This window comes from Microbacterium mcarthurae, assembly GCF_046064585.1.
In the GTDB taxonomy this organism is placed as follows: Bacteria; Actinomycetota; Actinomycetes; order Actinomycetales; family Microbacteriaceae; genus Microbacterium; species Microbacterium mcarthurae.
On record NZ_JAROCE010000002.1, the window covers coordinates 656,173 to 674,458 of the forward strand.

Genomic DNA, 18,286 nt, shown 5'->3' on the forward strand with positions numbered 1-18,286 from the left:
CCCGGCGCCGCGCACTCACGCGGCGCCCTCGTGCGCGGTGCGGGCGAACCCGGCGCGCAGCCGCTCGGCCAACACCACGCTCATGCCGCGCCGCCAGTCGGCGCTTCCGAGCGGATCGGTGTAGAAATCGGTGGCGGATGCCACGGCATCCCGCAGCTCGCCGGCTCCGGGCACGCGCGCGAACCGCAGGACGCGCGGTCGGCGCACCGCGGCGGTGACGACGAACACCGCCGTACCGTCGGGGTCGACGCGGGCCGTGACCACGGCGCCCGAACGTCCGAGCTCGGCGAGCGCGATCTTCTGCAGCCCGACGTGCGAGGTCAGTGCCGAGAGCGGCACATCGAGCGCGCGCAGCACCTCTCCCGGCGCGAGCGACGTCGCAGCGTTGTCGATGACGAGGTCGGCCACCGCGATCCGGCGCTCGCCGCCGTCGGGCGTCCACACCACGGCCGTGGCATCCAGGGTCGAGAGGAACGCGATCATCGCCCCGGCCGCGAACGCCTGGCAGACGTTGCCGCCGACGGTGGCGGTGTTCCAGATCTTGAACGACGCCAGCAGGGCATCGGCGGCGGGCCGGGCCAGGGCGAGCGACGTCCACTCGGCGGGGGCGTCACGCTCGACCCACGCCAGCAGCCGCGCGATCGTGCACGTCGCGCCGATGCGCAGCCCCTCGTCGGTGACCTCGACGTCCGGCCACTCGAGGGTGGTGAGGTCGACGAACCCCGCGACATCGGGCTGCGGCTCGCTCATCAGCCACGTGCCGCCGGCCATGACGACCTCCCCCGGGGCGAGCACCAGGTCGGCGCGGGTGTGCGCCGCGCGGTACGAGGTGACGGTGGTGATGTCCACGCCTCAGCCCGCCAGGATCTCGCCCGACCACGCGCCGTCGGAGAGCCGGTAGTGCTGGCGGGTGCTCTGGCCTGCGGCATCCCCGCGCCAGAACGTCAGCGTGACGGGACGGACACGGAAGCCGACCCACCGCTGCGGAGGTTCGAGGACGGGGTGCGTGGCGTCGAACTCGGCCCACACCCGCCGACGCTCGTCGACCGGCAGCTGAGCGTTGTCGAGGGTGTTCATCCAGGCCAGCAGCTGCAGGTACCGCGACCGTTGTGCGTAGACGGCGGCGGCCTCGGGCGCGCTCACCCGCTCGACGATGCCCCGCACGACGAGCTGCCGCCCCACCTCGGGCCACGCGACCGACATCGCCGCGACGGGGTTGGCGGCGATCTCGGCGACCTTCGCGCTGGCGGCATCGGTGTGGAAGTACAGGCCCGTGGCATCCCGATCGCTCACCAGGACGTGACGCAGCGAAGGCAGCCCATCGCGCCCCATCGTCGACAGGGCCGCCAGGGGGCGCAGCTCGCTGTCGTGCGGAGGGAGCCATTGCACCATCAGCGTGAGCGGGTCGGTGACGAGCGCGTCGGTCTCGTCGAGGTCGGAGCCGAACGTGGTGCCTGCCGTGATCATGGCCACCTCCGGGATTGCAGCGTCATCGCCGAGCGTAGGCACCGCGCGTTTCGGTGATGTTGCCGCCATGAACATTCGTGGAAACACGCGCTCCCTACACTCCGGGCCAGGGGCGGCGACGCCCCGGATCGGAGGAACCGTGCAGGCCCTGCCCCTTCTCGACACGTGCCCGAAGCGGATGGAGTACGGCCCGTGCGGCGGCGTCGGGTTCGACGGGTCGTGCGAGATCGACGCCGAGCACGCGTGCATGTTCCTGCCACGGGCGACCGTCCCGTGGGCGGGGATCGATCGCACGACCCCGGTCCACCCGGCGCCGCGCACCGCCGCGGCGGTCGAAACCCTGGCCTCCCTCGGCGCACGCCCCTGGATCGTCGCCGACCTGCCCGCGCGGGCGTTGAGCGTGGCATCCATCGACGCCTGCGCCGCGATCCTGTCGGGGGAGGTGGATGCCGTCCTCGCCGGCGACGCAGGATCGGCGCGGGTGCAGTTCCCTCCCGCCTACCGCGCGCACCTGCTGCGCCGGGCGGGGCTGCGGGTGTGGACCGGGCTGAACATGCGCGACCGCAACCGCGTGGCGATCGAGGGAGAGCTCGCGGCCCTGGCGGTCGAGGGGGTGGCCGGGGTGCACTGCGTCACCGGCGACCACACCCGCACGGGGCACCGGCCCGACGCCGCACCCGTGTTCGACCTCGACTCGACCGAGGCGACGGCGCTCGCCCGCGCCGCAGGACACGTCGTGTCCGTGGCCGCCTCCCCCGCGGCGCCGCCCGTGGAGCGGCGCGCGGCGCGGCTGCGAGAGAAGCTGCGCGCCGGAGCCGACGTGTGCTTCGTGAACCACGCCGGGGGAGCGGAACCGGTGCGGCGGTTCGTCGACTCCGTGGCCGCCCCGGTGCGGTTCATTCCGTGCGTGCCGGTGGTGGTGGATCACGCGTCGGCCGACCTGCTCGAATCCTTCACGACGCTCGTGCTGCCCGAGGGGTTTCTGCCGCGGGTGCGGTCGGCGCACGACCCCCGCGCCGAGGGCATCGCCCTGGCGGTGGCGCTCGCGGAGGAGATGCTGGCTCTCCCCGGCGTCGTCGGTGTGAATCTCTCCGGCGGCCGCGACGGCGGCGAGGAGGCGTTCGCCGAGGCCCAGGCCGAGATCGCGCGGCGGCTGCGCTGACGCGGGCGCGCGGGACAGCCGGCGCGCGCGGGGTGCGGGTGCGGGGGTGCGGGGGTGCGGGGGCGGGGCTGCGCCGTGCGGGGGCTGCCGGCCTCGCGCGGCGTGCGGGGCTGTGCGGGTGGCATCCGGTGTGCAGAACTCCGGCGTTGTGTGGGCCGGGGGTGGGGTGGATGCCGTGGGGCCGGGGTTCTGCCGGAGTTGTGCAGGCGCCGGGCGGGGTGAGGCGGCGGCTGCGCCGACGCGGGGCTGCGGGGGCTGCCGACCCGCGCGGGTTGTGCCGGTGGCATCCGGTGTGCAGAACTCCGGCGTTGTGTGGGTCGGGGGTGGGGTGGATGCCGTGGGGCCGGGTTCTGCCGGAGTTGTGCAGGTGCTGGGCGGGGGTGAGGCTGTTGCGGCGCTGAGGCGGGTGTGCGGGGCTGTGGCCTCGTGCGGGGTGCGCGGCTGCGGGGGAGGCGGCTGCGGGCTGTGCCGGTGGCATCCGGTGTGCAGAACTCCGGCGTTGTGTGGGCCGGGGGTGGGGTCGATGCCGTGGGCGCGGGGTTCTGCCGGAGTTGTGCAGGTGCTGGGCGGGGTGTGGCGGCGGCTGCGCCGACGCGGGGCTGCGGGGGCTGCGGGCCCGCGCGGGCTGTGCCGGTGGCATCCGGTGTGCAGAACTCCGGCGTTGTGTGGGTCGGGGGTGGGGTGGATGCCGTGGGGCCGGGGTTCTGCCGGAGTTGTGCAGGTGCCGGGCGGGGTGAGGCGGCGGCGGAGGGAGCTGCGGCTCAGGAGCCGAGGAACCGACGGATGCCGGCTGCCACCGTCGCGGGCGCGGTGAACTGCACGAGGTGCCGGTGGCCGGGCACGACCGCGAGCGTTCCGTCCGCGGCGCGATCGCGCAACTCCGAGCACCAGCGCTGGCCGGCGATGCGATCCTTCGAGCCGCGGACGATCAGCACCGGAACGGACAGCGTCGCCACGCGGTCCTCGAGGGGGTAGCGGACCATGTGACGCGCTTGTGCGGCGTACCAGCGCAGCCCGCTCCGGAGATACTCGCGGAAAACGGTCAGCGCCGCGCGCGGCGGCTCGAGCGCGCTGTCGTGGCTCAGAAGGAAGGCCTGCATCCGGCGCGTGCGGTGCGCGCGGTCGACGACGGGACTGCACAGCACGACGGCCCGCGCGAGATCCGGACGCTGCGCGGCCAGGTCGACGACCCACTGCACCCCCATCGAGTGTCCGAGGAGCACCGCGTGAGTGACTCCCGTGCGCTCGAGGAGCGTGCCGAGGGCGTGCGAGATCTCGGGGACCCCCGGCGCCCCCTTCGGTGCCGGGAGACCGCCGAAGCCGGGGAGGTCGATCGAGTGCACCGTCGCGCCCGCCGCCAGCTCCGCGTGCAGGCGAGTGAGATAGCGGTGCGACGTGCCGATCCCGTGCACGAGCACGAACGTCGGAGCGTCGGCCGCGGCGTGCCGGGTCGACAGCACGCGGAACGCGAGACCGTCGATCTCACCGGTCCATTCGGCGAGCGGCGTCGCGGGCGCGGGGGACGAAGGCATGGGGGCCACCGTAGATCGGATCCGGATGCCACGGAACGGGGTTGCGGACCGGCGCCGCCGGATCAGCCGGGGGAGCATCGGTGCCGCGATGCGTCCGGCCGGGTTGCGCACCGCCGTCGCCGGGTCAGGCCGGGGTGCGCACCGCCGCGAAGCGGTTCACGCGGCGCAGGGCGAAACCCAGCCGTTCGTAGGCGGCGATGGCGCCGGTGTTGCTCGCCGCCGCGTGCATCATCGCGCGGTCGCCGCGCTTCTGGATGTGGAACGCGACATCCAGGACGAGACGGGAGGCCAGCCCCTGACGCCGGTGGTCGGCGTCGACGGCGACGGCGCTGATCTCGGTCCAGCCGGTGGGGTGCAGGCGCTCGCCCGCCATCGCGATGAGGCGCCCGCCGCGACGGATGCCGATGTACCGGCCGAGCTCGTGGGTGCGGGGTCGGAAGGGCCCGGGTTGGTTCCGCTCGACGATCGCCATCATCTCGGCGGCGTCGTCCGCGTCCAGCTCGATCGCCTCGTCGAACGGGCGCGGTCGCAGCGCCGCGGTCTCGACGAGCTGCACGCCCTCGCCTCCGCCGACGAACTCCCACCCCGCCGGGATCTCACCCTCGTAGCCGGACAGGCCGACCTCGGCGCCGGGGCCGACGAGATCGCGCAGGGCGTCCCACACGGCCGGGTCGTCCCAGGTGCGCACGGCCACGAACGGAGCGACGTCTTCGGGATACCGGCGCACCAGGTCGCCGCCGATCGCGAAATGCGCGTGCGGCCCGGCCAGCGAGTGCCAGGCGGCGTTGTCGAGGACGGCGGCGGGGTCGTCCGCGGTCGCCGCGGCGGGTGAGGCGGGGGTGGCCGAGGTCATGGCATCCGTTCGGGTCGAGTACCCGAGATGCAACGTCGGGGTCGACGGCGCATTCCCGCCCGACCTCAGGGCTGGGGGTGGATCGCGAGGTCGGCGGCGACGGCGACGAGGTGACCGCCCTTGCGCTCCGCGCGCTCGAGGGAGCGGGGGTCGGCGTCGCGCTCGAGCATCCGCCACGGGTGGGCTTCGATGTCGGCGCCGCCGGTCGCGCACGCCAGCAGCGTGAGCGGCGTGAACACCCGCCACGGCCCGTGCGGACGCTGCATGTCCACCACGGCCGCGCGTCCTCCCGGGCGGACCGCCGCGACGGCTCGCGCCCACGCCGCCTCCCTCTCGCCGAACACGCTGAGCGCGTAGGTCGACAGCAGGGCGTCCGCCCCGCGTCCGTCGGTGCGGTCGCGGATCTCGGCCGGGTCCAGGGCGGCGGCATCCGCCTCGACGAGATCGACGCGGTCGCTCCACCCGGCGGCGCCCACCCGGCGCCGGGCCATGTCGAGCATGTCGGGGCTGCGGTCGACGCCGATCACTCGCCCGCGCGGTCCGACGGCGGTGAGCAGCGCCGCGAAGTTCAAGCCGGTGCCGCAGCCGAGGTCGAGCACGACGTCGCCGGGGCGAGGGTGCAGCAGGCTGATCCCGGCCTCGCGCCCCGCGCGGTACACCCAGCGCTCGCCGGAGAGCACGTCGTACCAGCGGGCTCCGAGCCCATAGCGCCGCAGTGGTGCCGCCATCGAGCCACCCCCTTCCCGACCACCTTAGGCTTCGGACATGACCGTGCCGACGCGCCGTGCCCGCCCGCTCACCTCCGCCGAAGCCGGCCGTACCCGGTGGGACCTGGTCGTGATCGGCGCCGGCAGCGCCGGTCTCGTCGGTGCGAAGACGGCCGCGATCCTGGGTGCGAAGGTGCTGCTGATCGAGGCCGACGGGTTCGGCGGCGAGTGCCTGTACACGGGGTGCGTGCCCTCGAAAGCGCTGATCGCGGCGGCGACGGCGGCGCACGACGCGCGCGATGCCGCCCGGCTGGGGGTGCACGTCGCCGACGTCCGGGTCGACTTCGCCGCCGTGATGGCCCACGTCCGGCACGCGATCCACGAGATCGAGCCCGTCGACTCTCCCGAGGCGCTCGCCGAGGCCGGTGTCTTCACGCTGCGCGGCCGTGCCCGCTTCGACGGTCCGCGTTCGCTGCGCGTCGAACGGGTCGGCATCCGCTTCCGCGACGCCCTGGTGGCGACGGGGAGCTCTCCGGTGCTGCCGGAGGGCATCGATCCGGATGCCGTCCTCACGAACGAGACCGTGTGGGATCTGACCGCGCTGCCCGAGCGCCTGCTCGTGCTCGGCGGGGGAGCCATCGGGTGCGAGATCGCGCAGGCCATGGCGCGTCTGGGTAGCCGCGTGACCCTCGTCCATCGTGGCGAGCGCCTGCTGTCCAAGGAGGATCCGGATGCCGCGGCGGTAGTGCTCGCGGCGCTGCGCGCGGACGGCGTCGACGTGCGCCTGGGCACCACCCTGGTCGACGCGGACACCGCGGGCGAGACCGTGACGGCGCGTCTCAGCGACGGCACGACCGTGATGGCCGACCGCGTGCTCGCCGCGCTCGGACGCCGAGTGGACACCACGGGCCTGGGGCTCGATGTCGCCGGGGTCCGCCGCGATGACGACGGCGCGATCGCCGTCGATGCGACCCTGGCCACCAGCAACCCGCGCATCCGCGCGGCGGGCGACGCGACCCCGCTGCCGCGGTTCACGCACACGGCGGGCATGTTCGCGAGCGTCGCGGCGACGAACGCCGTGCTCGGGCTCCCGCGCCGGGCGGGCGTCGACGTGATCCCGCGCGTGACCTTCACCTCGCCCGAGGTGGCGGCGGTCGGGGTGTCGCCGCACGAGGCCGCCGCGCGCGGGATGCGCGTGGTGGAGACCCGCCACGCCGACCTCGATCGCGCGATCGCCGAGGGGCAGACCGACGGCTTCACCCGTCTCGTGGTCGACGGGAAGGGCCGCGTGACCGGAGCCGTCATCGTCGGTCCCCGCGCGGGCGAGTCGCTCGGGGAGCTCTCGACGGCCGTCGCGCTGGGGCTCAAGGTCGGAGCGCTCGCGGGCGCCATGCACGCCTACCCCACGTACTCGGACGCGGGGTGGAACGCCGCCGTCCGCGATGCCCAAGGGGCTCTGCGCCACGGGCTCGTCGCCGCGGCGATCCGGCTGTTGCGCGCGGTCCGTCGTCGTCGCGGGTGAACGGCGCGCCCTCGCGGCGACCCCGCACGGCTCATCCCGGCGGTGCCCCGCGGCGATGCGTCGCTGCCCGAGGCGGCCGCGCCCTCGCGGCTACCGGGCCCGTCGGGACCTGACTCAGCGCAGCAGCCGATACCCGGCCACGATCCGCTGCACCGCGCTCACGGCCACGAACAGGCTCCACACCAGGGCGATCTGCCACGCCCAGAACGGCAGGATCAGCCAGAGCGTGTGGACGGCGATCGTCTCGGTGCCCTCCGCGATACGACCGAGGAACGACAGCGACCGCCCGTCGTCGACCTGCCGCCCGGTGCGCTCGGCGATCGAGGAAAAGGCCAGGAACGCCGTCCCGTTGACGTAGTACGTCAGCAGGACGAGCAGGAACGGCCACCACGGCGCGCCGTAGGCCGCGGATGCGCCCCACGCCACCCCGAACACCCCGGCGCCATAGACGACGAAATCGGCGGCGATGTCGAGGAACCCGCCGGCCTCGCTGTCGTTTCCGCGGCCGCGTGCGCGACGTCGCCGGGCGAGGGCCCCGTCGAGACCGTCGGCGACGCGAGACACGAGCCACAGCACCACCGCGGCCGCCCACCACTGCGCGGCCGCCGCACCGGCGGAGGCGAGCCCCAGGACGAGCCCGGCGACGGTGAGACGGTCGGGCGTGAGGAACGGTCGGTCCAGTGCGGCGGCGACGGCCTCGAGCGGACCGGACAGCGCCGCGCGCAGAGAGCGATCAAGCATCCGCGGCACCCTCCGCCCGCCGGCGGCGCACCAGGGTGCCGGCCACCACGCCGCCGATCAGGAGCACGCCGACGACGCTCAGCGCCACCCAGAGCCACGGGCCCAGCTCCCACCCGAATGCGCCCAGCGCGACGTAGGCGGCGGAGCCCGGGATGATGCCCACCGCGGTCCCGATCGCGTAGTCGCGTCGGCGCACGGACGTCAGACCCGCGCCGTAGTTGATGAGCGTGAAGGGGATCACGGGGACGAGCCGGGCCCCCAGCACGGCGGGCATGCCGCGGCGCCCGATCGCGGCATCCAATCGGGCCACCCGCGCGCCGGTGAAGCGTTCGACGGCTTCGCGCCCGAGCGCCCGACCGAGAGCGAAGGATGCCGCCGCCCCCAGCAGAGCGCCGATGTAGACCATGGCGAACGCCACCGGGAAACCCCAGACCAGACCGGCCGCGATGCCGAGGACGTTCTTCGGCGCAGGACTCAGGGTCAGGGCGGCGTACAGCAGCGTGAAGAGCACGACGCCGGGCGCTCCGACCTGGCCGGACCAGGCACGGATCTGCTCGACATCGTGCGGGACGAGCAGAAAGCCAACCGATGCGACCGCGGCAACGAACAGACCGAGAAGCACCAACCGGATCACGGGTCGGCGAGCGGAGCCCTGCGGACGCGTGGCGGTGTCGTCAAGCTCCATCGATTCCTTCCGGTCCCCCATACCCTAAGTCCGCACGCGACCCGCCGGCCGCGCCATCGTTCAAGGAGTGCCATGACCATCCCCCGACGCCGTCGTCCGACCCTCGCGGTGGCCACCGCGGCGGTGTCGCTTCTCGCACTCGCCGGGTGTGCGGCGCCGGATGCCTCGTCGGCCGAGGCCTACACCGACTGGGACCAAGTGCTCGAGGACGCGCGCGGGCAGACCGTGCAGCTGTGGATGTACGGCGGTGACGACCAGGGGAACGCGTACGTCGACGACGTGCTCGCCCCCGCGGTGGCGGAGTACGGTGTGACGCTCGAGCGCGTCCCCGTCACGGACACGCGGGACGCGCTGAACCGCGTCTTCACCGAACTCCAAGCCGGACGCGACGACGGGTCGGTCGACCTCGTGTGGGTGAACGGCGACAATTTCCGCACGGGCAAGGAAGCCGGCGCGTGGCGCTGCGGCTGGACGGGTCTGCTCCCGTCCATGGCGAACACCGACCCGGACGACCCCCTGCTGCAGTCCGACTTCGGCACGCCCGTGGACGGCTGCGAGGCAGCGTGGCACAAGGCGCAGTTCACGCTCGTCTACGACGCCGCCGCGGTCCCCAACCCGCCGACGACGCTGGCCGGGGTGCTGGACTGGGCTGCCGCGCACCCGGGCCGCTTCACCTACCCGGCGCCACCGGACTTCACCGGTTCCGTCTTCGTGCGCGAGGTGCTCGCGAGCGTGTCCGGCGGTGCCGACGCGGTGCCGACAGCCTTCTCGCAGGATGCCTATGACGAGCTGACACCTGCGCTGTGGGACCGGCTCGCGTCGCTGGCACCGAACCTGTGGCGCGGGGGCGACACCTATCCCGCGAACGAGTCCGAGCTCGGCCAGCTCTTCGCCGACCGGCAGATCGACATGACCATGACGTACGGGCCGGCGACGCTCACCGGGCTTGTGGCCGACGGGACGTACCCCGCCGACACGCGCGTGCTCACGCTCGAGGAAGGCACGGTCGGCAACGCGAGCTTCCTCGGTCTCCCCGTCAACTCGGATGCCGCTGCCGGGGCCATGGTCGTGGCCGACGTCGCGCTCTCGGCGGAGCAGCAGGCGAAGAAGGCCGAGCCCGACGTGTGGGGCCAGTTCCCCGTCCTCGACCTGGGCGCCCTCTCGGCCGAGGACCGTGCCCTGTTCGACGCGCTCCCGTCATCGCCGGTCGTCCCGTCGTACGACGTGCTCTCCCGCAACGCTCACGGTGAGCTCGCCGCAGAGTGGGTGCCCGCGCTCGACGACGGCTGGCGGCAGAACGTGCTTTCGCGGTGACCTGGGTCCCGGTCGCCGGGCGCGCCGGCACCGCACGAGAGCGGGTGCGGGGGGCTCTTTTCGTGCTCCCCGCCGTCGCCCTCGCGGTGTTCGTCCTGGGCGGAGGAGTCGGTGCCACGGTGCTGCAAGCGTTCGGCCTGCTGCCCGTCGTCGGGCGACCCCGGGTCGGGATCGAGGCGTTCACCGCGCGGCCGGGCGAGATCGCCGCGGCGATCGCCGTCTCGGTGAGCGTGGCCGCCGTCTCCACCGTCATCGCGGTGGTCGTCGGCACCACGGCGGCCGTGGTCATCGTGTCCCATCGGCGAAGCAGCCGCATCGTGGCGGCGCTCAGCGCCCTGACGGTGACCATCCCGCACCTCATCGCGGCGGCCACCATCGGTCTGCTCCTGTCCGACGCTGGCGTGCTGCCCCGACTGCTCGGCATCCCGTCGGAATCGTGGGCGCCGTGGGTCGGTGGTCCGCTGTGGGGGGCGGCGATCGCGGAGCTGGCGTGGAAGGAGTCCGCTTTCCTCGCGCTCATCGTCACCGGCACGCTCGCGACCCGCATCCGCACCTACGACGAGACCGCGGCGCTGTTGGGTGCGGGGCGGGCGCGTCGGTTCCGCCATGTCCTGCTCCCGCTGACGGCGCCCACGATCCTCATCGGGGCGGCGATCAGCTTCGTCTACGCCCTGGGCTCGTACGAGGTGCTCTGGCTGCTCGGACGGACGTCGCCCGAACCGCTCCCGGTCCTCGCGGTGCGGCTGTTCCAGGGCGTCTCGCTCGACTCCCGGCCCGAGGCGGCGGCGGTCGCACTCGTGACGTGCGTGATCGCCCTCGCGGTGGTCGCCTGCACCTTCGCCGCCCTGCGGAGATCGGCGGCGTGGCGATGAGCGGCGACACGAACACCCTCACCCGGTCGCGCGGAGCCGGCCGCGTGGTGCGGTGGACCCTGGCGGTGGCGCTGTCCGTGTGGTTCGCCCTTCCGCTGCTCCCGCTGGTGCTGTGGTCCTTCGCCGAGTCGTGGACGTTCCCCGACCCGTTCCCCACCGTTTTCGGCGGACGCTCCATCTCTGCTGCCGTCGCCTTCGGGGCCGTCCCGGCCTTCGGGCGCTCGCTCGTGCTCGGACTGGTCGTCGCGGTCCTCGCGACCGCGATCGGGGCGCTCGCCGCTCGCGCCCTCACGTTCGGCGCGGTGCCCGGTGCGCGTGTCGTCTCGGCGCTCCTGCTCGCGCCCGTCGCACTCCCGCCCTTCGCCGCTGTCCTGGGGGTCAACGTCGTGCTGCTGCGCGCGCACATCCCGTCGGTCATCGGGGTGGCTCTCGTGCTCACGGTCCTGGCGTTGCCGTACACGGCTTTCGTGATGCGCACCGCCTACGGCGCCTACGACCCCTCGTACGAGGAGGAGGCACGCCTTCTCGGCGCCGGTCGGCTGCAGGTCCTACGACGCGTCCACCTGCCGATGATCGCCCCCGCGCTCGCCCGCGCGGCGTTCCTCGCGTTCCTGGTGGCCTGGAGCGACTACATCGTCACGCTCATCGTCGGAGGGGGCGAGCTGGTGACGCTGCCCCTGGTCGTCGCGTCCGCCGCGGCGGGACTCGGCAACGATGCCGCGGTCGCCGTGATGTCTCTCGTGGCCGTCGTTCCCCCCATCGTCCTACTCACCGGTGTCCTCGCCGTCGGGCGGGGCCGCCGAGGACACCGCCGCAGCCGCCGACCGCGCCGACCCGGAACGCCGGTTGCTCCGCACTCCCTTGAACGAGCACCCGATCCAGTGCCCGCCCGAACCGAAGACCCGACCAAGGAGGTGGTCGTGTGAGCGCCGATCTCGCTCTCATCGGCCTGTCCAAGACCTACGCCGCCTCGCCGATCCCGGCGGTGGACGACCTGTCGCTGGAGGTGCGCGCCGGAACGTGCACTGCGGTCCTCGGCCCGAGCGGCTCGGGCAAGTCCACGCTCTTGCGACTCGTCGCCGGCCTCGAGACGCCCGAGCGCGGTTCCGTCTTGATCGACGGGCGAGATGTGGCCGCGGTGGCCGCCGAACGCCGGGGCGTTGGCATGGTCTTCCAGCGGCCGTTGCTTTTCCCGCATCTCTCGGTGCTCGACAATGTCGCGTTCTCGGATCGGGTGGCCGGGATGCCGCGCGCCCGAGCCCGCGAGCGCGCCGCGCACTACCTCGAGACGGTGCGTCTGGGCGGATACGGCCGCCGTCGCGTCGAAGAACTCTCCGGCGGGCAGGAACAGCGCGTGGCCATCGCGCGGGCGCTCGCGGCGGAACCGTCGGTGCTGCTGCTCGACGAGCCCTTCAGCGCCCTCGACCCGTCGCTGCGCACCGACATGCACGACCTTCTCGCGGCGGTCCGCGGAGCGTTCTCGCCGACCATCCTGCTCGTCACGCACGACCGGGACGAGGCCGCGCGGGTCGCCGACCGAATCGCGCTCGTAGAGAACGGGCGGCTGTTGCACGAGGGCACGGTCGCCGAGGCTTACCGTCGCCCCCGGAGCCTTCGCGCGGCAGAGCTCATGGGTGGGCGCAACGCCGTCTCGGGACACGTCCGTGGCGGCCTGCACGTCAGCGCCCTCGGAGAGGTCCCCGTGCCCGGAACGGCCGACGGGGCCGCGACCCTCGTCTTCCGGCAGGAGGACGTTCGGGTCGACGCCCCCTCGCCAGGCGAGACGTCTCTGCGGACGACCGGCACGGTCGAGACGCTCCGACCGCTCGGCGCGCGCGGCGAGATCGGCATCCGCGCCTCCGGCGTACTCGTGCACGCCGAAGTCCCGTCCACGTCCGGATTGCGTCCGGGCGAGGACGTCGCGGTGTCGGTGCCGCATGCCCTTGTCCACGTCGTGCCCGGCTGACGGCCTCGACTGAAGCGAAGTCGGCCACCGGGCCGCGGATCAGCGCGCGCCGCTGCCCGTCTCCCGCACCGCCGTCAGCCCCGAGGGCCGGGTCGTCACGGTGGCGCCGGGCCGCACGGTCGGCAGGGGCAGGATGCGACGCAGCTCGACGTTCTCGATCGGGTCCAGTACCGAGTGCTGCACGCAGGCCGGGACCAGGCGTCCGTCCTCGGGGTGGGACATGGCGTACATGCACGATCCCAGTCGCTCCTGCGTCTCACGGAGCAGCGGGTCGTCGGCGACGACGCCCTCCTCCATGAGCTTCCACGCGGGGGCGACCTGTTCGGCATCCATGAAGTTGTGGATGACGAAGGTCTTGAACGAGACCTTCTTCTTCCGCGCCGCACGCAGGACGCGTCCGATACCGCCCGCCCGTCGGACGACGCGGCTCATGAGGCCGATCAGCGGGGGGATGTCGCCGGGGTGGGATGCCACGGCCCGCACGATTTTGATCGCGAGGATGTGCTTCGGGATGCCCCCGAAGATCATGCCGCCGAAGTGCTCCAGAAAACGGTCGCGCGCGGCGATGTCCTTCGGGTCCTCGGGGTCGAGCAGCGGCGCGAACGTTCCCGCGACGCGGACGCCGACGGTCGAGCGGTTGCAGCGCGGATCGCCGAACTGGGTCGCCTGCCAGGGCAGCTTCTGTCCCGCGCCGGCCTCGATCTTCTCCCACACCGCGTCGATCGTGACCTCGCCGAAGTCCTCGCGCCAGCGGCGGTCGTCGCCGATGAAGGCGGCCGGCTGGAACGACATCATGTCGAACGGCATCTCGAGCACGTCGCGTGTCACCTGTTCGACCTCGGCGACGTTCGACGGGGTGACCGTCATGTTGTGCGCGAGGTAGCTGCCCACGCCGTGATCGCGCCGGAGGTCGACGAACATGCTCGCGAACTTCTCGCGGAACGGATTGAGTTCCGCCTCGCTGCGCGGCCGCACGGCACCCCGGCGCCCGCGCATGAGCGAGTCGAAGTGGGCCGCGAACGAGACCTTGTCGAAGCGCGGTCGACCGTCGGCGTCGAGGACGACGTCGAGCAGGTAGTCGTAGTCGAAGTCGCCGTGGGTCATCGACATCGGCTCGCGGCCGGCGGCGCGCATCGCCAGCAGCGAGCGGGCGTGGTCCTCGGCGCTGAGCAAGCTCACCTCGCCCCCGATGAGCTGAGCGTGGGCACGGGGGCCCCGCACCTGGCGCAGGTAGTTCATCTGTCGCGTGACGTTGTCGACCGTGTGGTCCCCGTCGATGCGGACCTTGTTCGCGTCGGCCGAGTGGTAGCACGGAGAGCAGGTCAGGTTGCACTTGGGGAAGACGCCGTGCGTTCCCTCGCATCCGACTGCGCACCGGCCGAGGAGCTGGTTTGCGGTCTTGGCGTGTTCGGGCAGTTCCGCCCACCGCAGGTCCAGCGCGCGCCGGGTCTCGGGGTGGATGGGCCGCGTGTCCAGCTCGAACTGCCGGAGGGCCGTGGCAAGTCGCATGTCGTCCTTTCGTGGCGTCATCGCGCTCAGAAGGTTTTCGTCGCGGGGGATCGATCGGATTGCGACGCCCTCCATACTTCCGTGCCGGCCCCTCCTCCGTGCACCCGCCGCGCACGCCCGCGTATCCGTCCCGCCTGGACGGCGTCGAGTGGGGGCCGTCTCGGCTCAATGCATGATCATGCCGCCGGTGACGTTGATCGCCTGGCCGGTGAGGTAGCCGCCCGCCGGTGACGCAAGGAAGTGGGTCACCCCCGCGACGTCTTCCGGGATGCCGAGGCGACCGAGCGGCGACTTCGCGCTCCAGGCCGCGACGTCCGCCTCGGAGCGGGTGTCGGCGCCCATCTCGGTGAGTACGTAACCGGGGCACACCGCGTTGACGGTGACGCCGTGGCATCCCCACTCCTGTGCGCCGGCGCGCGTGAGCGCCACGACCGCAGCCTTCGATGCGGCGTAGTGGCCCTCGCCCCCGCCACCGTGCTTGGCCGCCATGCTCGCGATGTTGACGATCGAGCCGCGGCCAGCCTCGAGCATCACGGGGGCGACCGCCTGCATCGTGACCAGGGTGGCGCGGGCGTTGATGTCGAGCACGCGGTCCCAGTCGTCGACGGTGATGTCGAGCAGCGACGCGTGCTGGAAGATCCCCGCGCAGTTGACGAGCACATCGACGCCGCCCAGCGTCTCGATGGCCTCGCCGACGGCGCGCCGGGTGTCGAGCGGGTCGAGCAGATCGACCGGGACGAAGGATGCCGAGCCGCCCGAGGGCGCGCGCCGGTCGAGTACCGCAACCGCTGCGCCGTCCGCCGCGAAGCGCTCCACGATGGCGGCGCCGATGCCGCCGGATCCGCCGGTGACGATGACGCGCTGAGACATGGCACTCCTTCCGCGGGCGTCGGGCCGCCCGTGGCGTCACCGTACGCCCGGGCGCGAACGCCCCCGAGACGCGGGTGTTTCGGCGGCGTAACGCTCTCTCGCCGCCCGGGGAGTCGCCGCCCCCGTTCCCCGTACGCTCGCTCTCGCCGCCCTCCCGCCGGCCCCTCCGCCGTGCTGCGCCCGCCGCGCTGCGGGTGGCTCGGCGCCCACCCCCACGTTGAGTGTCCAAGACACGCGGACCGGGCCCTCTGGCATCCGCGTGTCTTGGACACTCAACCGAATGACCCCCCTCGAGGAGCACCGTGAGCGACAGCGTGCACCCCGCCATCACCGACCCAGACGTGCGCGCACACCTCGCGCGGCTCGCGGCGCGGGCGGGCACGATCCCCTCCGGAGCAACGGATGCCGCGGGTGACGACGCCGCGCGCATCGCCGAGCTGCGCGCCAACCCGTCGTGGGTGCGGTTGCCCGACGACGACGTGATCGAGTCGATCGACACCGCCGACGGGGATCTCGCGCTGCGCCTGTACCGCCCGCGCGCCGGCCACCGTGGAACGCTCGTCTTCGCGCACGGCGGCGGGTGGGTCGCCGGCGACCTCGACAACAACGATGCCCTGTGTCGCGCGCTCGCCGCCGCGACCGGTGCGCAGGTGCTGAGCGTGGACTACCGTCTCGCGCCGGAGCATCCCTTCCCCGCCGGGCTCGACGACCTCGATCGTGCGCTCCGGTTCGCCGCCGAGGGGGCGGGCGGTCTCACTGACCCGACGCTCCTCGGCGTCGCGGGACACAGCGCGGGCGGCAACCTCGCGGCCGCGCTCGCCCTGCGCTCGCGTGCGGGCCGGGCTCCCGGCATCCGGGTGCAGGTCCTGCTGTGCCCGGTGCTCGACGCGCCCGACCCGGACCGCCCGAGCTATCGCGCCCACACCGAGAATCTGCCGCTCACCGCGCGCGGGATGCAGTGGTACTGGGGGCTGTATCTCGCGGATGCCGCGAGCCCGGTGCCCGTCGAAGCCGCGCCGCTGCGCGCGCCGGACCTCGCCGGGTCGGCTCCGGCCGTGATCGTCGCGGCCGGCGTCGACCCGCTCTCCGACGAAGCCGAGGAGTACGCCGAGCGGTTGGCGGCATCCGGAACCCCCGTGGAGTTCGTGCGGCGCGAGGGGGTGCCGCACCTGTTCCTCGTGTTCCCGTCGACGCCCGCGCGCGACGCGGTGCTGGCCGCGGTGGCGCCGGCGGTGCGTGTGGCGTTCGCCTGAGGCGGCGCTGGGGCGCCGTGTCCCGCTTTGTGCAGCTCAGGGCGGTGTGAGCTGCACATTCTGGGACACCTGGTGGGATGGGGTCGCTCACCGACCGCTGCGTGTCCCACTTTGTGCAGTCGAAGGAGCCTCAAGCTGCACATTCTGGGACACGGCCTGGGCTGGGACACGGCCTGGGCTGGGACGCGGCGTCGGCTGGGACACGGCCTGGGCTGGGACGCGGCGTCGGCTGGGACACGGCGTCGGCCGCCGCTCACCCATCGCAGCGCCGCCCGCAAACACCCCGCCGCACGCCCGGAACACCGCGGAAACACGGCATTGTTACCGTCATCAACATGTCGCTTCTGGTCACGAACGCACGGCTCATCACGGTTCCCGCGGGCACCGACGACCCCGGCTATATCGAGCGCGGATACATGCTCGTGCAGGACGGACGCATCGCCGCGATCGGCGCCGGCGACCCCGACCCGGGCGTCACCGCCCACGAGACCCTCGACGTCGACGGCAAGTTCGTCGCCCCCGGGTTCGTGTCGTCGCACAGCCACCTCTTCACGAGCGGCTCGCGCGGACTCGGCGTCGATCAGACGCTCTACGGCTGGTGCACGTCGATGTTCAGCGTGCTCAACAACGCCTCGCCCGATCAGATCTACTGGGCGACGCTGCACGGTTCGCTCGACTTCCTCGCCAACGGCGTGACGACGGCCTACAACTTCACCGACCCGCTCCTGCCGTGGGAACCCATGGTCGACGGCAAGCGCGCCGACGGCGGCGGCGTGCTGCGCGATCACGCGTGGCACACCCGTCAGGCGGATGGATGCCATGACGCGGGGCTCCGCTTCGTCGACTCCATCGCGCTGGATGCCACCGTCGGCACCGACGACGAGATCTTCGCCCGGTTCGAGGCATCCCTCGATCACGTCCTGGCGATGGACCCCGACATCGCCCTCGGCGCCTCGGTCATGGGGCAGGTGCAGTGGTCGACGAGGCCGGACGCCGCTGAGATCGAGGTCGCCGTCATGGACCGCTTCGGCGTCACCAACCAGGCGCACTTCCTCGAGACGTACGAGGCGATCGAGCACCAGCAGACGAAGTTTCAGCTGTACAAGAACGCCGGCGCGCTGCGTCCGGGCATGATGTTCGGGCACTTCATCCAGACGACGCCGGAGATCATCGCGGATGCCGCCGCGGGCGGGGCCGCGATGTCGTGGCAGCCGGCATCCAATGGGCGACTCGCGTCGGGTGTGGCGCACGTGCCCGAGATGCTCGACCTCGGCATGAAGGTCGGGATGGGGCTCGACGACCAGGCGTGCACCGACGTCGCCGACCCGTGGCAGAACATGCGCATGGGCATGTTCATGCAGCGCGCCCGCACCCACGACCCGCTGTCGATGATGCCCGAGCGCGTGCTGCGCCTGCACACCCTGGGCGGCGCCGAGATCATGGGCGTCGACGACCGCGTCGGCAGCCTCGAGGTGGGGAAGTTCGCCGACTTCGTGGTTGTCGACCCCCGCCTGCCCGACGTCGGTCCGCTGTGGAATCCGGTGCGCAGCTATGTCCTTGCCTGCGGCCTGCGGAACCTGAAGCAGGTGTACGTCGGCGGCACGCTCGTGAACGAGAACGGCGTTTCGACGAACCCGCTCGCGGAAGAGGCGTCGCACGTGCTGCACACGCAGCTCCCGGCGTTGGCGGACGAGTTCGGCGTCATTCTGTAGCTCCCTGCGGTTGACCCGCGAGACTTCATCGCGCCGACATCTGTCGCGCAGCCTGCGGGGTGCTCGTCGGCGCGATGAAGTCTCGACCTCATCGCGCATCGGCGTCGGATGCGCGCCGCAC

Annotated in this window: 17 protein-coding genes; 8 read left to right on the forward strand and 9 right to left on the reverse strand. The window is 72.9% G+C overall.

All coding sequences use genetic code 11. The features are described from left to right. Window positions 1–15: 15 nt before the first annotated feature. Both P5G46_RS09705 and P5G46_RS09710 read right to left on the reverse strand, forming a co-directional pair. Entirely contained in the window at window positions 16–849 is an 834-nt protein-coding gene (locus tag P5G46_RS09705; protein WP_408905579.1) for an FAD binding domain-containing protein, read from the reverse strand. A 3-nt stretch (window positions 850–852) separates the two neighbouring features. Beyond that, complete coding sequence (locus P5G46_RS09710) at window positions 853–1,467, reverse strand: pyridoxine/pyridoxamine 5'-phosphate oxidase (RefSeq protein WP_408905580.1); 615 nt, start codon at window positions 1,465–1,467, stop codon at window positions 853–855. A 139-nt stretch (window positions 1,468–1,606) separates the two neighbouring features. Here P5G46_RS09710 and P5G46_RS09715 point away from each other — a divergent pair, with 139 nt between their 5' ends. Then, window positions 1,607–2,629, forward strand: coding sequence for a methylenetetrahydrofolate reductase C-terminal domain-containing protein (locus tag P5G46_RS09715; protein ID WP_408905581.1), 1,023 nt, complete (start codon window positions 1,607–1,609; stop codon window positions 2,627–2,629). A gap of 761 nt (window positions 2,630–3,390) precedes the next feature. Here the strand turns inward: P5G46_RS09715 and P5G46_RS09720 are convergent. The 3 genes from P5G46_RS09720 to P5G46_RS09730 form a co-directional block, all read right to left on the reverse strand. Beyond that, entirely contained in the window at window positions 3,391–4,161 is a 771-nt protein-coding gene (locus P5G46_RS09720) for an alpha/beta fold hydrolase (protein ID WP_408905582.1), read from the reverse strand. A gap of 124 nt (window positions 4,162–4,285) precedes the next feature. Then, window positions 4,286–5,014, reverse strand: a complete 729-nt coding sequence (locus P5G46_RS09725; RefSeq protein ID WP_408905583.1) for a GNAT family N-acetyltransferase — start codon at window positions 5,012–5,014, stop codon at window positions 4,286–4,288. A gap of 65 nt (window positions 5,015–5,079) precedes the next feature. Then, window positions 5,080–5,742, reverse strand: a complete 663-nt coding sequence (locus tag P5G46_RS09730) for a methyltransferase domain-containing protein (protein WP_408905584.1) — start codon at window positions 5,740–5,742, stop codon at window positions 5,080–5,082. A 37-nt stretch (window positions 5,743–5,779) separates the two neighbouring features. Here P5G46_RS09730 and P5G46_RS09735 point away from each other — a divergent pair, with 37 nt between their 5' ends. Further along, window positions 5,780–7,243, forward strand: coding sequence for a dihydrolipoyl dehydrogenase family protein (locus P5G46_RS09735; RefSeq protein ID WP_408905585.1), 1,464 nt, complete (start codon window positions 5,780–5,782; stop codon window positions 7,241–7,243). A gap of 114 nt (window positions 7,244–7,357) precedes the next feature. Here the strand turns inward: P5G46_RS09735 and P5G46_RS09740 are convergent, their stop codons facing one another. Beyond that, on the reverse strand, window positions 7,358–7,984 hold the full coding sequence (locus P5G46_RS09740) for a CDP-alcohol phosphatidyltransferase family protein (protein WP_375094918.1): 627 nt from the start codon (window positions 7,982–7,984) through the stop codon (window positions 7,358–7,360). Continuing rightward, a complete protein-coding gene (locus tag P5G46_RS09745) occupies window positions 7,977–8,669 on the reverse strand; it encodes a TVP38/TMEM64 family protein (protein ID WP_239277530.1) in 693 nt (230 codons plus the stop codon). The genes P5G46_RS09740 and P5G46_RS09745 overlap by 8 nt, the downstream gene beginning before the upstream one ends. 72 nt (window positions 8,670–8,741) lie before the next feature. Here P5G46_RS09745 and P5G46_RS09750 point away from each other — a divergent pair, with 72 nt between their 5' ends. The 4 genes from P5G46_RS09750 to P5G46_RS09765 are packed head-to-tail and all read left to right on the forward strand — an operon-like array spanning window position 8,742 to window position 12,821. Then, the gene (locus P5G46_RS09750) at window positions 8,742–9,983 is read left to right on the forward strand and encodes an ABC transporter substrate-binding protein (RefSeq protein ID WP_408905586.1); all 1,242 of its coding nucleotides are present in this window, start codon (window positions 8,742–8,744) and stop codon (window positions 9,981–9,983) included. Next, a complete protein-coding gene (locus P5G46_RS09755) occupies window positions 9,980–10,855 on the forward strand; it encodes an ABC transporter permease (RefSeq protein ID WP_239277521.1) in 876 nt (291 codons plus the stop codon). The genes P5G46_RS09750 and P5G46_RS09755 overlap by 4 nt, the downstream gene beginning before the upstream one ends. Then, the gene (locus tag P5G46_RS09760) at window positions 10,852–11,781 is read left to right on the forward strand and encodes an ABC transporter permease (RefSeq protein ID WP_239277520.1); all 930 of its coding nucleotides are present in this window, start codon (window positions 10,852–10,854) and stop codon (window positions 11,779–11,781) included. Before P5G46_RS09755 ends, P5G46_RS09760 begins: the two co-directional genes overlap by 4 nt. Continuing rightward, window positions 11,778–12,821, forward strand: coding sequence for an ABC transporter ATP-binding protein (locus tag P5G46_RS09765; protein ID WP_408905587.1), 1,044 nt, complete (start codon window positions 11,778–11,780; stop codon window positions 12,819–12,821). The genes P5G46_RS09760 and P5G46_RS09765 overlap by 4 nt, the downstream gene beginning before the upstream one ends. 39 nt (window positions 12,822–12,860) lie before the next feature. On the opposite strand, the gene P5G46_RS09770 is transcribed toward P5G46_RS09765, so the two are convergent. Both P5G46_RS09770 and P5G46_RS09775 read right to left on the reverse strand, forming a co-directional pair. Then, entirely contained in the window at window positions 12,861–14,330 is a 1,470-nt protein-coding gene (locus P5G46_RS09770; RefSeq protein ID WP_408905588.1) for a hypothetical protein, read from the reverse strand. 165 nt (window positions 14,331–14,495) lie between these two features. Beyond that, window positions 14,496–15,200, reverse strand: coding sequence for an SDR family NAD(P)-dependent oxidoreductase (locus P5G46_RS09775; RefSeq protein ID WP_408905589.1), 705 nt, complete (start codon window positions 15,198–15,200; stop codon window positions 14,496–14,498). 302 nt (window positions 15,201–15,502) lie between these two features. On the opposite strand from P5G46_RS09775, the gene P5G46_RS09780 reads away from it, so the two are divergent. Then, the gene (locus P5G46_RS09780) at window positions 15,503–16,453 is read left to right on the forward strand and encodes an alpha/beta hydrolase (protein ID WP_408905590.1); all 951 of its coding nucleotides are present in this window, start codon (window positions 15,503–15,505) and stop codon (window positions 16,451–16,453) included. Window positions 16,454–16,788: 335 nt separating this feature from the next. Further along, complete coding sequence (locus tag P5G46_RS09785) at window positions 16,789–18,165, forward strand: amidohydrolase family protein (protein WP_408905591.1); 1,377 nt, start codon at window positions 16,789–16,791, stop codon at window positions 18,163–18,165. Window positions 18,166–18,286: the final 121 nt, after the last annotated feature.

Excerpts from the sequence above, each read along its gene's own strand:
- P5G46_RS09720 (WP_408905582.1), bottom strand. The coding sequence starts at position 4,161 with ATGCCTTCGTCCCCCGCGCCCGCGACGCCGCTCGCCGAATGGACCGGT.
- P5G46_RS09730 (WP_408905584.1), bottom strand. The coding sequence starts at position 5,742 with ATGGCGGCACCACTGCGGCGCTATGGGCTCGGAGCCCGCTGGTACGAC.
- P5G46_RS09750 (WP_408905586.1), top strand. The coding sequence starts at position 8,742 with ATGACCATCCCCCGACGCCGTCGTCCGACCCTCGCGGTGGCCACCGCG.
- P5G46_RS09760 (WP_239277520.1), top strand. The coding sequence starts at position 10,852 with ATGAGCGGCGACACGAACACCCTCACCCGGTCGCGCGGAGCCGGCCGC.
- P5G46_RS09735 (WP_408905585.1), top strand. The coding sequence starts at position 5,780 with ATGACCGTGCCGACGCGCCGTGCCCGCCCGCTCACCTCCGCCGAAGCC.
- P5G46_RS09725 (WP_408905583.1), bottom strand. The coding sequence starts at position 5,014 with ATGACCTCGGCCACCCCCGCCTCACCCGCCGCGGCGACCGCGGACGAC.
- P5G46_RS09775 (WP_408905589.1), bottom strand. The coding sequence starts at position 15,200 with ATGTCTCAGCGCGTCATCGTCACCGGCGGATCCGGCGGCATCGGCGCC.
- P5G46_RS09740 (WP_375094918.1), bottom strand. The coding sequence starts at position 7,984 with ATGCTTGATCGCTCTCTGCGCGCGGCGCTGTCCGGTCCGCTCGAGGCC.
- P5G46_RS09785 (WP_408905591.1), top strand. The coding sequence starts at position 16,789 with ATGTCGCTTCTGGTCACGAACGCACGGCTCATCACGGTTCCCGCGGGC.
- P5G46_RS09770 (WP_408905588.1), bottom strand. The coding sequence starts at position 14,330 with ATGCGACTTGCCACGGCCCTCCGGCAGTTCGAGCTGGACACGCGGCCC.
- P5G46_RS09745 (WP_239277530.1), bottom strand. The coding sequence starts at position 8,669 with ATGGAGCTTGACGACACCGCCACGCGTCCGCAGGGCTCCGCTCGCCGA.
- P5G46_RS09710 (WP_408905580.1), bottom strand. The coding sequence starts at position 1,467 with ATGATCACGGCAGGCACCACGTTCGGCTCCGACCTCGACGAGACCGAC.